Genomic DNA, 14924 nt, shown 5'->3' with positions numbered 1-14924 from the left:
TTTTTTTCAAATGTAATAAAATAACCTGACTTGAATATTGTCAGCAAGCCTAAAGATCCAGGTTATTCCTCCTACTGAATAGCCAGAGGCGCGTTGATTACTTGTAGAAGCACTTATCGCATGTCCCAGTAAATTCCAGCTTCCCTCAACGTCTTCCTGTCCCTTTACTTCCTTCTTAATTCATCCAAATGATCCCAGATATCATCTCTTTTTTTATAAGGCAGTTCCAGAAAGTCATCAGGATGGTTTTCCTTGTATTCCTGCCACAATTTATCATCCTTTTCGCTATAATAATTAGGAAATTCCCAGATGTATTTTTTCTTTCTCTCCCCAACATTTTTAAAGGCAAAGGCAATAATGCTTCCTACAACAGCTCCCGAAAGATGGGCCTGCCATGAGATCTTACTAGGCTCCTGCATCGTGTAGAAAAGTTCCTCGGGAAACATTCCCCAAATCAAGCTGCCATAGTATAAGACAACAAGGAGCGATATGGTAAGCAGTTTCGTATTCCATTTAAAAACACCGCTGAAGAACAGAAAGAATGCAAGAACGTACACGATCCCGCTGGCACCAATAGTACAGGTGTACATATAGTCGCCCGTAAGGATGTCTATTGGAGGGAGCATCCATACAAGCAGCCCTGTAGCCAGCCAGCCGATAATAAAGACTTTATTGGCTACTAATGGATAAAACTGGTAGAGCAGAAACAGAAGAACGGCTACCGGAATAGAGTTTCCTATAATATGATCAATATTTCCGTGCAGAAGAGGAGCTGTGATAACGCCCAGCAAGCCTTCCGGTAATAAAGGTATAATGGCCCCAAAACAGCTTTGGAAAAAGCCCTGCATCTGCAGAAAGTAGCCGAACCACATTGCGGACAGCATCAGCAATGGAGTTATAACAGCTCTTTTGGAAATTATATTTTTAAACATGTGGAGGGTACGTCAAATCAAAAGCCAATGATAAATTTCGGAAAATTTGTCGATGTAGAAGGATCAGGACGCTGTATTTTAAGACAAAAGGTTCCAATTTTAAAATACAGAACTTAATATTTGGTATTAAACTGGCTTGTTTTTGGTTGTCTGAAATGAATTTTGCTTATTTAAAGGTTTTTATCAACCTGAATTTGCTTTAAAAAAAATTATATTAATATTTTTGTAATGAAAATCATGTAAAATAATGAAGAAGTTTTTATTGATTCTTTCCTTTTCTATGGGGATTTATGCAAGTGCACAAGAAGAATTGAAAAAAGATTCAGTAGTCGTAGATACGGTAAAATACTGGTCGGTATTAGGAAAAAACAGTTTAATGATCAATCAGGCCGCCTTTTCAAACTGGGCGGGTGGGGGAGCCAACAATGTAGGATGGCTTGCCGGGGTGAATTACAATATCACCTATGAAAAAGACAATGATCTCTGGGAGAATATTATTGCTCTGGATTATGGGCAAAACGATACAAAAGGTCTTGGAGTAAGAAAAACGCAGGATGTAATCAATATCTCTACCAATTATGGGCGTAAATTTTCCAAAAGCTGGTATTTCTCTTTAGGTGCGGGGCTGCAGTCACAGTTTGCCGCCGGATATGAAGATGGCAATAATCCTGCGGCAAAAAAAATATCCAATTTTATGGCTCCGGGCTATCTGAATCTCGGGATGGGTATCACATACAGGCCTAATGATAATTTGACGGTTACCCTTCGTCCTACCAACGCCAGATGGACCTTTGTGCTGGATAAAGAACTTCAGTTTGCTGGAAGCTATGGATTGAAAAGCGACGGAGACACTTCCTTGCTGCAATTCGGTTTCCTGGGAACGGCATTATATAAAGTGAAATTGATGGAGAATGTGCATATTACCAATACGGCCTCCGTATTTTCCAATTATCTGGATCATCCGGAAAGACTTGTTCTTGCGTACGGAGCCGCTGTGAATTTTAAGGTCAATAAGTTTATTTCATCCAACATTACGCTGGATCTTCTTTATGATCATAACCAGGTCCAGAAAACTCAGCTGAAGCAGACACTTGGAATAGGATTCGCTTATATGTTGAATAATGGGGTAAAACGTTCTGACCGGAAAGACAGTCAATGGTGGATTAAAAAATAGATTACAATTGATTTATCCTATACAAAAGTGCTTCAGTACGAGGTGCTTTTTTTGTCGCCTGAGCATAAGGTATTTTAAGTTTTCATAAGTTCATTTTACTCTTTTTATTGCTTTTTTTGAGAGTAACATGCGTGTTTTTAATGTATTAAATAATAGTTTTCATATTTCAAAGATGAGTGATTAGTTTTTTAACAAAAATTATATGTATATTTTTGTAACGAAAAATCCTTACTTATGAAAAAACTTTTATTGGCCGCTTCCATATCTTTTGGAATAAGCACAATGGCCCAGGAAACCAAAACTGATGCCGCTACAGCAGATACGGTAAAAGCATGGTCTATCCAGGGTCAGAATACATTAATGCTCAATCAGGCAGCTTTCTCCAATTGGGTAGGTGGAGGAGCCAATAATGTGGGCTGGCTTGCCGGAGTGAATTATAATCTTACCTACGAAAAAGGGAAAGACCTTTGGGAAAACATTATTATTCTGGGGTATGGGCAGAACAATACAAAAGGTATCGGTACCAGAAAAACACAAGATGTAATCAATTTGTCAACCAATTATGGAAGGGAATTTGCCAAAAACTGGTATATTTCAGGAGGTATTGGTCTTCAGACACAATTTGCAGGAGGGTATGAAGACGGAAATAATCCCGATGCCAAAAAGATCTCCAATTTTATGGCTCCGGGATATCTTAATATCGGTGCCGGTGTTACCTATCGTCCTAATGATAACTTTACGATGACCCTTCGTCCTGCCAACGCAAGATGGGCTTTTGTTCTGGATGAAGATCTTCAGACAGCTGGAACATACGGTCTTAAAAATGGCGGAGATTCTTCTCTGTTTCAGTTTGGTTTTTTGGGCACAGCTATATACAAGATCAAGATCATGGATAATATTAATCTGACTAATACCGCATCGGTATTTTCAAACTATCTTGACCATCCTGACCATCTGGTGCTTGGGTACAGCGGAATCCTTAACATGAAGATCAATAAGTTCATTTCAACCAATATAACACTGGATCTCTTGTATGACCACAATCAGATCCAGAAAACACAGCTTAAACAAACATTGGGAGTTGGCTTCGCCTACAATATAGATAATGGGAAGAAACGTTCTGATAAGAAAGATAATCAGTCCTGGATGAAGAAGTAATTCTCCACCAAATATCAATAAAAAAGCACTTCTACTGAAGTGCTTTCTTGGTATCAATTTATATAAGTCCTAAAACTCTAAATCCACTTTAAGCTTTTCAGCCAGAAGTTTCGAAATTTTTTCTTTAAGCGGCTCAATGTCAATGTTTTGCATAGCATCATTGGCAAAAGCATATAGAAGCAAGGCTTGAGCTTCCTTCTTGGAAATTCCTCTTGCTCTCAAATAGAACATCGCTTCTTCATTCAGCTGACCTACGGTACAGCCGTGAGAACATTTTACATCATCTGCAAAGATCTCTAACTGAGGTTTGGTATCAATAGAAGCCCCTTCACTTAGTAAAACATTATTGTTCTGCTGGTAAGCATTTGTTTTTTGAGCCAATTTATCTACGAATACTTTTCCATTGAAAACGCCGTGGGCATTTCCGTCGAAAATACCTTTATAGTTCTGGTAGCTTTCACAGTTCGGGAAATTGTGATGCACTGCTGTATGGTGATCCACCAACTGATCTTTTCCAATGATCGTGATTCCGTTCATAAACGAATTGATATTGCTTCCGTTATGAATGAAGTCCAGATTGTTTCTTACCAGCTTTCCTCCGAAAGTGAAGGTATTCACCGTCGTTAAGCTGTCTTTTTCCTGTCTTGCAAAAGTACTGTCGATAAGATATGACGTATTGTTGTCATTCTGAAGCTTATGCCAGTCAGCTTTTGCGTTGGGATAGGTAAAGATCTCCGTCACCGAATTAGTCAGCACATAAGTACTGTCAAAATTGTGGTGACTTTCGATAACCTCTACTTTGGCTCCCTCTTCTACAATCAGTAAGTTTCTTGTATTGTAGAATGTATTTTCTTCCTGATTTTGAGAAATATAAAAAATGTGGATCGGTTTTTCGATCACTACATTTTTAGGAACTTTCAAAAAGAAACCATATTTGCAGTACGCAAGATTTAAGTTGGTGAAAGCCGTATCCTTAGAAGCAATGGTATTGAAATACTTATCAAATACTTCTTTGTGTTTCCCGTCATTCAATGCATAGTTGAATGAAAGAAATTCTACGTTCTCAATAGAAACTTTCGAAAGTTCTTTATGAAGTTTACCGTTTACAAAAACGATCCAGTCAAAATTCTCTTCCCCTAAATGCAGCTGATCCAGCTGTTCTCTGGTAATATTGTGACTTTCTTTAGGGAAAAAATTATAATTTTTCTCCGTGATCTCTTTTACGTTGGTATATTTATATTCTTCGTCTTTTTTAGTCGGAAAACCTAAGTTTTCGAAGTTTTGAAGAGCAGATTTTCTCTCTCCATCCAGAAATCTGTGATGAAGACTCTCCAAAAATTCACCGTGATTGTCAATAATCTGATCGTATAAAGCCATTACTGATATTTCGGCCATCACACCTTATTTTATATATTTAAAAATAATATTATGTACTGCGGGTTTTCCGCATTTTCAGAAAGGATTGATAAAATCCCGGCTGAATAATTTTCTTCTTAGTTAAGAAGCCAGTCGTACCCTTTTTCTTCAAGTTCCAGAGCAAGAGATTTATCACCGGTTTTGATGATTTTTCCATTGGCAAGAACGTGAACAAAATCAGGCTGAATGTAGTTAAGCAATCTTTGATAGTGAGTAATCAAAAGAACTGCATTTCCTTCATTTTTAAAGTGATTAACACCATCTGCAACAATTCTTAAGGCATCGATATCAAGCCCTGAATCTGTTTCATCAAGGATCGCCAGTTTAGGATTAAGCATCATCATCTGGAAGATCTCATTTCTTTTCTTTTCACCTCCGGAGAATCCTTCGTTGAGTGATCTGGAAAGAAAATCTTTTTTTATACCCAATTGCTCAGATTTTTCGCGGATCATTGCAAGCATTTCTTTTGCCGGCATTTCTGATAGTCCGTTTGCTTTTCTTGTTTCGTTTAAAGCAGCTTTGATAAAGTTGGTAACAGAAACCCCAGGTATTTCCACCGGATATTGGAAAGAAAGGAAAATCCCTTTGTGTGCTCTTTCTTCAGGAGCATCTTCACTGATGTTTTCTCCCTGAAAAAGAATTTCTCCGTCCGTTACTTCATAATCTTCTTTTCCTGCAATCACAGAAGAAAGTGTAGATTTTCCAGCTCCGTTCGGTCCCATGATAGCATGAACTTCGCCCGGCTTTATTTCAAGATTAATACCTTTTAAAATTTCTGCGCCGTCTTCAATTTTGGCGTGCAAGTTTTTTATTTCTAACATATATTTTAGTTTATCGCAAGATCAGACTGACATTTTTGTCTTTTGTAATCCTAAACCACTAATCACAAATGTTCCGGGCCCCGCGAATGAAATACAATTTTTAATTTATTTTAAACATTAAGAAGTTAAGTTTTTCCTAATGTATTATTTTTTTAAGCAAACCAATTAATTGATTTGAATGAAGGACTTTAAGGTTTGCAAATCTACTTAATTCCACAATGTTTTATTCTTAATCTGCAAGTTTTGTAAAATATTCATTGATTAAAGGAATCATAGATTTAGTAATATTATCCGTATAAAAATTAATTAGCAGGCCCTGAGGTTTTTTCAAAATTTTCATATATGTCATCAATTGAGCCTGATGTACCGGTAATAAACTTTCAACTGTTTTGATTTCTATAATAATTGTATTGTTCACAAGCAGATCAATTTTCAGTGGAGTTTCAATCTCAATTTTTCCATAATTGATTTTGGTACTGATTTGCTGATCAACTAAAAATCCCCTTTCTTTTAATTCATAAGCCAAACACAATTCGTAAACACTTTCCAGCAGACCAGGACCCAATTCTTTATGGACCTTGATGGCACATCCTATGATGTCATAAGAAAGCTGTGTTACTTCTGTTTTGGTCATCTTTAATTTTCTTCAAAAAATTGATTTATCAATTCTTTAACACTAAGATTTTAAGAACGCAAAATACTTAATTTCTTAATGTTTAAATAATTATCCTACAGAACCTTCCAGAGAGATCTCCAATAATTTTTGAGCCTCAATAGCAAATTCCATTGGAAGTTTATTCAATACTTCTTTACTGAAACCGTTCACAATCAAAGCAATTGCTTTTTCGGTGTTGATTCCTCTCTGGTTACAGTAGAAGATCTGATCTTCTCCGATTTTAGAAGTGGTAGCTTCATGTTCCAGCTGGGCAGTAGGATCTTTGATCTCGATATAAGGGAAAGTATGCGCACCACACTCATTCCCCATCAATAAAGAGTCACACTGTGAGAAGTTTCTTGCTCCCTTTGCAGAAGGCATTACTTTTACGAGACCTCTGTATGAGTTTTGAGATTTTCCTGCGGAAATTCCTTTCGAAATAATCGTTGATCTTGTATTCTTTCCAATATGGATCATTTTCGTTCCCGTATCGGCATACTGGTGATTGTTGGTTACAGCGATAGAGTAGAACTCACCGATGGATCCGTCTCCTTTTAAGATACAAGAAGGGTATTTCCAGGTTACGGCAGAACCTGTTTCAACCTGGGTCCAAGAGATTTTTGCTTTTGTTTCACACAATCCTCTTTTGGTTACAAAATTGAAAACACCTCCTTTTCCTTCTTCATTTCCGGGATACCAGTTCTGCACGGTTGAGTATTTGATCTCAGCGTTATCCATGGCAATCAGCTCTACAACGGCCGCGTGAAGTTGGTTTTCATCTCTTGAAGGGGCCGTACAGCCCTCAAGGTAAGATACATAACTTCCTTCGTCCGCAATCACAAGGGTTCTTTCAAACTGACCTGTTCCTGCCTGGTTGATACGGAAGTATGTAGAAAGCTCCATCGGACATCTTACGCCTTTGGGAATATAGCAGAAACTTCCGTCAGAGAATACTGCGGAATTCAATGCTGAATAAAAATTATCTCCTCTTGGAACTACTTTTCCAAGGTATTTTCTTACCAAATCAGGATGGTTTTTAATCGCTTCCGAAATGGAACAGAAAATAATTCCTTTTTCCATTAAGGTATCCTGAAAAGTGGTTTTTACAGAGACAGAGTCTATAACGATATCTACGGCAACTCCTGAAAGTCTTTTTTGTTCCTCGATATTGATTCCTAATTTGGCAAAAGTCTTCAATAGTTCAGGATCCACCTCATCAAGACTGTCCAGTTCAGGTCTTGCTTTTGGAGCTGCGTAATAACGGATCGCTTGGAAATCAGGCTTTTGATATTTAATGTTAGCCCACTCAGGTTCTGTCATTTTCAGCCAGATTCTGAAAGATTCCAGTCGCCATTCCGTCATCCATTCAGGCTCTTCTTTCTTCGCAGAAATAGCACGAACGATGTCTTCGTTTAATCCGGTTGGGAAATCTTCATAATCGATCTTCGTTTCCCACCCGAATTCATATTTTTTATTTTCAAGATCAACTCTTAGGTCGTCTTCAGTATATTTACTCATTTTAATAGATTTTAGAGGTTAGTTTTTAGAGGTTAGTATGGGCAATATGATCATGTCTAACTTCGGGTTCTAACTTCTAATTATAAAGAAAAACTCTCTCCACAACCACACGTTCTGGATGCATTAGGATTGTTGAAAACAAACCCCTTTCCGTTTAATCCTCCTGAATATTCAAGGATTGTTCCTGCTAAATAAAGGATAGACTTTTTCTCAACAATAATTTTTACGTCATTGTCTTCAAAAACTTGATCTGTGTCTGTCTTTTGATTGTCAAATCCCAAAACATACTCTAAACCAGAACATCCTCCACTTTTTACCCCTACTCTTATATAATCTTCAGCAGGGTTGAAGCCATCTTCCGACATGAGTTGGATGGCTTTTGCCTTTGCTTGGTCTGATACTTTTATCATTGTATTTATTTAGAATGATTTAATGATGCAAAAATACGAACTAATTTCCGCAATCTCAAATTGATGGTGTCTATTTTAACGATTTTACGTATTAGCAAAAATTCAGGTGTTAAAAATAACATAATTTCTCTTTTGCAAATAAGATGATTCTGTTTTTGATTTAACTTTGGATAGGATCTTTTATCCAAAGAATAATTATAAAGAGTGATAATGAAAATAAGACTACTGGCCTTTTTCTCCCTGTTTTTAACGATAGTTGCGCAAGGGCAAACCACGAGATACATTTATGAAACTTCGGTGAATCCGGATTCCATTAATCTGGTGAGCTTAAAGAATGAAAAAACTTTTTTGGATATAAAAGGCGACAAATCTTTATTTATCAGCGAAAATAAACTCATTAGGGACTCGTTATTTACTGTTTTTAAACCGGATGATAAAGAAAATCATAAAAAAGTAGACCGGAAATTGACAAAACCGGAGATGAAAAAACAACCTGAACCCACATTTTTTGAATATTATATCACTAAAAATATTTCAGGGCAAAAAGTGTACTATCATGATCAAGTGTTGGGTAAGCAAATTTACTATCAGGAAGACAGACCTTTACAATGGGAAATTACAGAGGTTAAAGAGAATCAGAACGGATATCCTGCCCAAAAGGCAGTTGCCAGTTTTGGCGGAAGAGTCTGGACGGCCTGGTTTGCCAAAGATATTGCTATTTCCGATGGACCATACAAGTTTTATGGGCTTCCCGGATTGATCGTAAAACTGGAAGATGATAAAGGTGATTATAAATTTGATCTCGTCAAAAAAATAAAAATTCAAAATTCTTTCGAAGAACAGGTGAGTCCTGATGCAAGAGAAAGTACAAGATTGAGTTTCAGAGGAGATCAGGCGGCCATAGGGCTTGAAGTGGGTAGAAAAAGAAGACTTCCGGCAGGGGCCGAAAAAGGAGGGATGAATCCGGGAGGAGGAAGACATGGAGGTGGAATGCGCGGTGGTGGAATGGATGGCAATGGAATGGACGGTGGAAGAGGAATGCCTAATGGAGGAAATCAGAATGGTCCAACCCTTACAATGCCGGATGCCGGTGTTAGTAATGCTGCGTCTCAAAACAATATGAGTCAAAATCCAATTGAATTAAAATAAAAATCCAAAATGAAAAAAATAGGCATCATTGCTTTAGTACTTTTTATGCAGCATATCTCTGCACAAAATAACAGGTTTGTATATCAGGTAACCATGAAACCTGATGCGGAAAATAAAAACGATATTAAAACTGAAAATGCCTATTTAGATATTTCAGCAGAGAAGTCACTTTTTTATTCTGAAAACAGATTCAAGAGAGATTCTACCATGCAGAAAGTTTTTCAAAGCGGTGCTGGCAGAGCTTCGATCAACAGGGAACAGATGGAAGCGTTCAGGTCCAATATCAATTATTCTGTAGAGAAAGACAAATCAACCCAGAAAATATCTTACAAAGATAGAATAGGAAGAGATGTTTATGTGTACGAAGAAGACCGTCCTCTGAACTGGAAAATGTCTTCCGAAACTACTAAAATAGGGGAGTATAAGGTTCAAAAAGCAACCACCGATTTTGCCGGAAGAAAATGGACGGCTTGGTTTACCACAGATCTGCCCTATCAGGATGGACCTTATAAATTTGGAGGGCTTCCGGGACTGATTGTTAAAGTAGAAGATGATAAAGGAGAGTATTCTTTTGATCTGATGAAGAATTATAAAATTGCTGAAATTCCTGCTTTGAACCAGTTTGGAAATGTGCTAAAGGTAAAAAGAACAGATTATCTGAAACAACAGGCAAAGTATAAAACAGATCCGATGTCATTCATGCAAAGCAGTGGAGGCGGTGGATTTCCTTCTCCTCCAAGAGCTTCCGGCGGCGGAAATCAAAATCCTGCAGATATGAGAAAAAGAGTAGAAGAAAGAGTAAAAGAGGAAGCTAAAAGAAATAGTAATCCAATTGAATTGCAATAAAAAAATAACCCTGAAGAATTTCTCTTCAGGGTTTTTAACTATATAAAAAAGGATTATTTTAAAAGCTGGTTGAACGTATCTCCCTGCTTAATGTCTCCCGTATTGTAACCTTTCATAAACCATTCTTTACGTTGCGCTGAAGAGCCGTGCGTAAAGCTTTCCTGATTGACGTAGCCCTGGGATCTTTTTTGGATATTATCATCACCTACGGCCTGAGCAGCATCTATAGCAGATTGTATATCACCCGGCTCCAGAATGCCCTTTGTATCATTCGTTCTTTTTGCCCATACCCCGGCATAAAAATCTGCCTGAAGTTCAGTAGCCACAGAAACTCTGTTCATTTCTTCCTCAGAATATCTTCCGCTTCTTCTTAATGCGTCTACTTTTTGGGTCGTTCCGAGAAGAGTCTGTACATGATGTCCAACTTCGTGAGCTAAAACATAAGCAACGGTAAATTCTGTCACCTTGGCTCCGAACTTTTGCTGCAATTCATTGAAAAAGCTCATATCCATATAGACCTTTTGGTCGGCAGGGCAGTAGAAAGGTCCCATTGCAGACTGAGCTATTCCGCACCCAGACTCTGTTGTGTCTTCAAAAAGAACAATTGCAGGCTCGGTGTATCTCATGCCGTTTTCTTTAAAGATCTGGTCCCAGGTAATCATGTTCCATTTACCCATCATGTCCACCATTTCTCCGATTTTATTCTCTTCTGCTGTAAGTTCACGTTTTTGTCCGTTTCCGGAAGATTGTACGCTGCCGGAATTTAGAATGCCGGAAGGATCACCTCCCAAAAAGAAGATTATCGCAGCTATAATCAAGGTTCCGAGTCCTCCGCCAACGACCATTCCTCCGCTGCCTCCAGAGCCACGGCGGTCCTCAACGTTTCCGCCTCTATCGTCTGTCCATTTCATAATATAATTTTTTTTGCCTTGTAAATTTAAAATAATATCATTACTAAATTACTACTTTTGTGAAAAATTACTGCCCTCGTGAAAAAAATTAAACTTTGCCTGTTATCAGTTGGGATAATGGCATTTACAGCCTGTAAAAAAGAGAAAGAAGATGAAGTAAACAACGTAGATAAGACGGGTTCTATTGAAACAGAACTTTCTGTTGAACATCTTGATAATACAGATATTCTCATCACCAAACACAAAATCTGGAAAGACAAGAAACTTTTTAAAGAAATTATAAAAAGAGATACCATTCCGAGTCTTGGAGATACTCTTGTCGGAGGAGAAGATAGTGATGGCAATGACCATATTGCCAAAACGAAGAAAGATTACGAATTCTTTATAACGGTTCAATAATGAAAAAGTCCAGTTCTATAAAATTACTCTTCGTTACAGGGATCCTGGCCGCCTGTTCTCAGGAAAAACCTAAAGATAAAGCAGAAAAGAAAGTCTACATGAGGTCTGATACTACAGCGTCTTATACAAGGACACATGGTTTTATGGCTGGAATACTTCTGTATCATGCCTTCAGGCCGTATGGCGCTTACAGTTATGGATCTTATCAAAAAGCAGGCTATTACAGTGATGCCATCAGCAGTAAATCCAATATCGGAAGAAATAATTACAAAGGAAATGTCATAAGAGGCCAGTTGGGAAGAAGCGGGTTCAGTGCATCATCATAAATTTATGGAAAGAATTCAATCACAATTCAGGAAAGACTGGCAGCATAAGCTTGAAAACCTGGGTTTCGGCTATCATTCTCTGGACGGACTTTACTGGGACGAAAGTCATTATTATCAGTTGACCGCAGAGGAAATCAATACCATTGAAAGTGCTACTGCCGAACTCTGGCAAATGTGCCTGGAAGCGGTGGATTATATTATTGAAAAAAAACTTTGGGACCACTTCAATATTCCTGAATGGTTCCGGAATTATATCATCACAAGCTGGGAAGAAGATCATCCGTCTATTTACGGAAGATTCGATTTTGGGTTTGATGGTAAAAATTTAAAACTACTGGAATTTAATGCCGATACACCGACTTCTTTATATGAAGCATCGGTTATACAATGGTATTGGCTGCAGGAGCAGTTTCCGTATAAAGATCAGTTTAATTCTATCCATGAGAAACTGGTAGAGTACTGGAAACATCTCAAAAATTATCTGAATCCCCATCATATTTATTTTGCATCTCTTACCAATATTGAAGATGTAACGAATGTGGAATACATGCGCGATTGCGCTTCACAGGCCGGTTTTGATACGGAGTTTATTCCTGTTCAGGATATTGGCTGGGCTGAAGAGATCTCTGAGTTTGTGGCTGCAGACCAGTCGGTCATGGAATATATTTTCAAGCTTTATCCTTATGAATGGATACTGGCAGACGGTTTTGGAGAAAAACTCGTAAAAAATGGCTTCAGATCACAATGGATTGAACCTGCATGGAAAGTTCTGCTTTCATCTAAAGCTATTTTGCCGATCCTTTGGGAGATGTATCCCAACCATCCTTATCTGTTAGAATCTTATTTTGAACCCAAACACCTGAAAGACTTTGCTAAAAAGCCTGTTTATTCCAGAGAAGGTGCCAATGTGATCCTTTACAAAAACAACATTCCGGTTGAGGAGAACGATGGAATCTATGGTAAAGAAGGTTTTATCTACCAGCAGTTATTTGAACTGCCTGATTTTGACGGAAATTATCCGGTCATCGGCAGCTGGGTCATCGGGCAGGAACCTGCCGGTATTGGGATCAGAGAAAGTGTTCATCTGATCACCAATAACCAGAGCCGTTTTGTTCCTCACCTTATCGGTTAAGTTTCTTTTCTTTAAGCCAGAATGAAGTAGATTGATAGGCAGATGCAGCATCATTGACCAGTTTCTGTTCCGGATCTTTCAGAAGCTTTTCATCATAATACAGTTTGAATTCAGGAGCAAGGCTGCTGGATTCCAGCTGTAAAGAGTACTGTTTTACTTTTTTTACCGGCGAAATGATCGTTAAACGTCCGTCTTTTACCAAACCAAGATCCTGATATGTTGCGATATATGCTTTGGGCTGGAATTCTTTTTTGAAGACATCCTGACCAAGGAATTTAGATTGATAACTGAAATTCAACAGTCCGAATACCGTAGGCATGATATCAATCTGAGACATCAGCTTGTCAAATTTCTGAGGCTGAATAAAGCCTTCGGAGAAGATCATTGCCGGAATTCTGTATTTGTCCATAGGAAGTTCTGTTTTCCCTGCGCTGGATGCACAGTGATCGGCAATAATCACAAAGACTGTATTTTTGTACCAATCCTGCTTTTTAGCCATTTCAAAGAACATTCTGAGTGAATAGTCGGTGTATTTTACCCCTCCGTCCCGTGATTTTGCTGTTCCCGGAATATCAATTCTTCCTTCAGGGTAGGTAAAAGGTCTGTGGTTGGAAACGGTCATCCAATGGTTGAAGAATGGTTTCCCGGATTTAGCTTCAGCATTCATCGTCTGGATCGCTTTTTTAGCCATATCTTCATCGGCAACGCCCCAAACATTCGCAAAAGTGATTTCTTCAGGTTTAAAATTATTTCTGTCGACAATACCATAACCGTTTCCAGCGAAAAAGTCCTGCATATTATCGAAATAGCTATAGCCGCCGTATAAAAACTTTACATCATATCCTTTAGACTTGAATACGCTCCCTGTCGTGAATTTATTTTTGTTGTCATCTCTTTTGATCACACTTTCTCCCGCAGTAGGAGGAATACAAAGCGTCAATGCTTCAAGACCTCTTACGGTTCTGTTTCCGGTAGCATACAGATTGGTGAACATCATTGAACGGTCTGCAAGACTATCCAGGAAAGGAGTGATCTTTAAAGTACCTCCGTAATGTTCCATAAAGTCGGCGGATAAACTTTCGATAGAGATCAGAACGACATTTTTCTTAAGTTCCGGCTGTTCTGCAACTACATTTCGTGTTAATGACGGTTCAGCATACTGGCTCAGGAAGTTCTTTTCAGCTTCCTGCTGGCCGATCTGCGGATAAAACTGGAAATAGTCAAGCTCATTATGGGTAAATGCCCAATAGAATTTAGGAAGTCCGTTATCTTCGATTTCGTCAGCAAAAACATTATCAGACCTGATCTGCATTAAAGAAGATATACCGAAAATACTGATGCCTGCCATCACGACAAAAGTTCCTACCAGAATCATTTTCTGTTTAAAATTCGGAAGCTCTAAAAGCTCGTCTTTCGTTTTCTTATAAATAAACCAGGTAACGGCTAAAGTGATGATAAGGATTGCTGAAAACAAAGGAACAACAGGATAGCTTTCCATTATGTTTCCAATGACTTCGTTGGTGTATATTAAATAATCTACTGCAATGAAGTTGTAACGTACTCCAAATTCATTATAAAAGAAATATTCACTTACAGCGTTAAAGATGATGAGAAGAACATACAGCAAAAGTGTAATGAAATACAATACATTTCTGATCTTGATTCGCTTTGAAGGAATAAAAAGCATCAGTCCGAAGAAAAGAGTCTTGATTCCCACAAAAGTTAAAGCTACTTCTGAGATAGATCCCCCGTATTGATTGAAGATATTACTGGGGATCAGCAGAATGTAAAGGAAAAACAATACCAAAGTGCCAAAAATGATGTATCCGTATGGCTTTTTATATTTTGAATTTGAAAGAAATAAAAAGTAAATTGCCAGAATTGTACTGGCTAAGGTGAAAACAAAAATATCATTCAGTAAACCGATAGAAAGAACTTTTATTACTTCAAAAAAGCCAAAACTAGCCGTCGTGATCGGGTGAAAAAAGAATACGACCCGCACGATCAATGAAATGATAAGATAGAAAATTCCTAAATATAAGAATGGTTTTATTTTGCTTGGAAACATGTACGTTAG

The 14924-nt window shown here is 38.0% G+C and carries 15 protein-coding genes; 7 read left to right on the top strand and 8 right to left on the bottom strand.

Features of this window, described 5'->3' with window-relative positions; genetic code table 11:
• Nucleotides 1-164 precede the first annotated feature (164 nt).
• Nucleotides 165-932 (bottom strand): rhomboid family intramembrane serine protease, encoded by a 768-nt coding sequence (locus BW964_RS12200; protein ID WP_076507519.1) that lies wholly within the window; start codon nt 930-932, stop codon nt 165-167.
• Nucleotides 933-1179: 247 nt separating this feature from the next.
• Here BW964_RS12200 and BW964_RS12195 point away from each other — a divergent pair, with 247 nt between their 5' ends.
• Both BW964_RS12195 and BW964_RS12190 read left to right on the top strand, forming a co-directional pair.
• On the top strand, nt 1180-2106 hold the full coding sequence (locus BW964_RS12195; protein ID WP_076507517.1) for a DUF3078 domain-containing protein: 927 nt from the start codon (nt 1180-1182) through the stop codon (nt 2104-2106).
• 234 nt (nt 2107-2340) lie between these two features.
• Complete coding sequence (locus BW964_RS12190; RefSeq protein ID WP_076507516.1) at nt 2341-3264, top strand: DUF3078 domain-containing protein; 924 nt, start codon at nt 2341-2343, stop codon at nt 3262-3264.
• Between the two features lie 69 nt (nt 3265-3333).
• Here BW964_RS12190 and sufD read toward each other — a convergent pair whose 3' ends face one another.
• The 5 genes from sufD to BW964_RS12165 form a co-directional block, all read right to left on the bottom strand.
• The gene (sufD, locus tag BW964_RS12185; RefSeq protein WP_185117121.1) at nt 3334-4641 is read right to left on the bottom strand and encodes a Fe-S cluster assembly protein SufD; all 1308 of its coding nucleotides are present in this window, start codon (nt 4639-4641) and stop codon (nt 3334-3336) included.
• Nucleotides 4642-4757: 116 nt separating this feature from the next.
• Nucleotides 4758-5501: a Fe-S cluster assembly ATPase SufC gene (gene sufC / locus BW964_RS12180; RefSeq protein WP_073336742.1), complete on the bottom strand. Its 744-nt coding sequence runs from the start codon at nt 5499-5501 to the stop codon at nt 4758-4760.
• Nucleotides 5502-5730: 229 nt separating this feature from the next.
• Complete coding sequence (locus BW964_RS12175; protein ID WP_076507514.1) at nt 5731-6135, bottom strand: GxxExxY protein; 405 nt, start codon at nt 6133-6135, stop codon at nt 5731-5733.
• A gap of 90 nt (nt 6136-6225) precedes the next feature.
• Nucleotides 6226-7674, bottom strand: a complete 1449-nt coding sequence (sufB, locus tag BW964_RS12170; protein WP_076507513.1) for a Fe-S cluster assembly protein SufB — start codon at nt 7672-7674, stop codon at nt 6226-6228.
• 80 nt (nt 7675-7754) lie between these two features.
• Nucleotides 7755-8084 carry a HesB/IscA family protein gene (locus tag BW964_RS12165; protein WP_034739378.1) on the bottom strand — a complete coding sequence of 110 codons (330 nt, stop codon included), beginning with the start codon at nt 8082-8084 and terminating at the stop codon, nt 7755-7757.
• Between the two features lie 210 nt (nt 8085-8294).
• Here BW964_RS12165 and BW964_RS12160 point away from each other — a divergent pair, with 210 nt between their 5' ends.
• Nucleotides 8295-9233 carry a GLPGLI family protein gene (locus BW964_RS12160; RefSeq protein ID WP_076507511.1) on the top strand — a complete coding sequence of 313 codons (939 nt, stop codon included), beginning with the start codon at nt 8295-8297 and terminating at the stop codon, nt 9231-9233.
• Between the two features lie 9 nt (nt 9234-9242).
• Nucleotides 9243-10079 (top strand): GLPGLI family protein, encoded by an 837-nt coding sequence (locus tag BW964_RS12155; RefSeq protein ID WP_076507509.1) that lies wholly within the window; start codon nt 9243-9245, stop codon nt 10077-10079.
• Nucleotides 10080-10132: 53 nt separating this feature from the next.
• Here BW964_RS12155 and ypfJ read toward each other — a convergent pair whose 3' ends face one another.
• A complete protein-coding gene (gene ypfJ / locus BW964_RS12150) occupies nt 10133-10990 on the bottom strand; it encodes a KPN_02809 family neutral zinc metallopeptidase (RefSeq protein WP_076507508.1) in 858 nt (285 codons plus the stop codon).
• 78 nt (nt 10991-11068) lie between these two features.
• Between ypfJ and BW964_RS12145 the strand changes: the two genes are divergently transcribed.
• Genes BW964_RS12145 through BW964_RS12135 form a run of 3 tightly spaced genes read left to right on the top strand, consistent with a single transcriptional unit; the run spans nt 11069 to nt 12847 of the window.
• Nucleotides 11069-11389, top strand: a complete 321-nt coding sequence (locus BW964_RS12145; protein WP_123911949.1) for a hypothetical protein — start codon at nt 11069-11071, stop codon at nt 11387-11389.
• A complete protein-coding gene (locus BW964_RS12140) occupies nt 11389-11715 on the top strand; it encodes a hypothetical protein (protein WP_076507505.1) in 327 nt (108 codons plus the stop codon). Before BW964_RS12145 ends, BW964_RS12140 begins: the two co-directional genes overlap by 1 nt.
• Before the next feature lie 4 nt (nt 11716-11719).
• Nucleotides 11720-12847, top strand: a complete 1128-nt coding sequence (locus BW964_RS12135) for a glutathionylspermidine synthase family protein (protein WP_185117117.1) — start codon at nt 11720-11722, stop codon at nt 12845-12847.
• On the opposite strand, the gene BW964_RS12130 is transcribed toward BW964_RS12135, so the two are convergent.
• Nucleotides 12837-14915: an LTA synthase family protein gene (locus tag BW964_RS12130; RefSeq protein WP_076507503.1), complete on the bottom strand. Its 2079-nt coding sequence runs from the start codon at nt 14913-14915 to the stop codon at nt 12837-12839. The genes BW964_RS12135 and BW964_RS12130 overlap by 11 nt on opposite strands.
• Nucleotides 14916-14924: the final 9 nt, after the last annotated feature.

The organism is Chryseobacterium shigense (genome assembly GCF_900156575.1).
Classification (GTDB): Bacteria; Bacteroidota; Bacteroidia; order Flavobacteriales; family Weeksellaceae; genus Chryseobacterium; species Chryseobacterium shigense.
The sequence above is the reverse complement of the archived record's forward strand: the minus strand, read 5'-3'. Positions and strand labels throughout refer to the sequence as shown.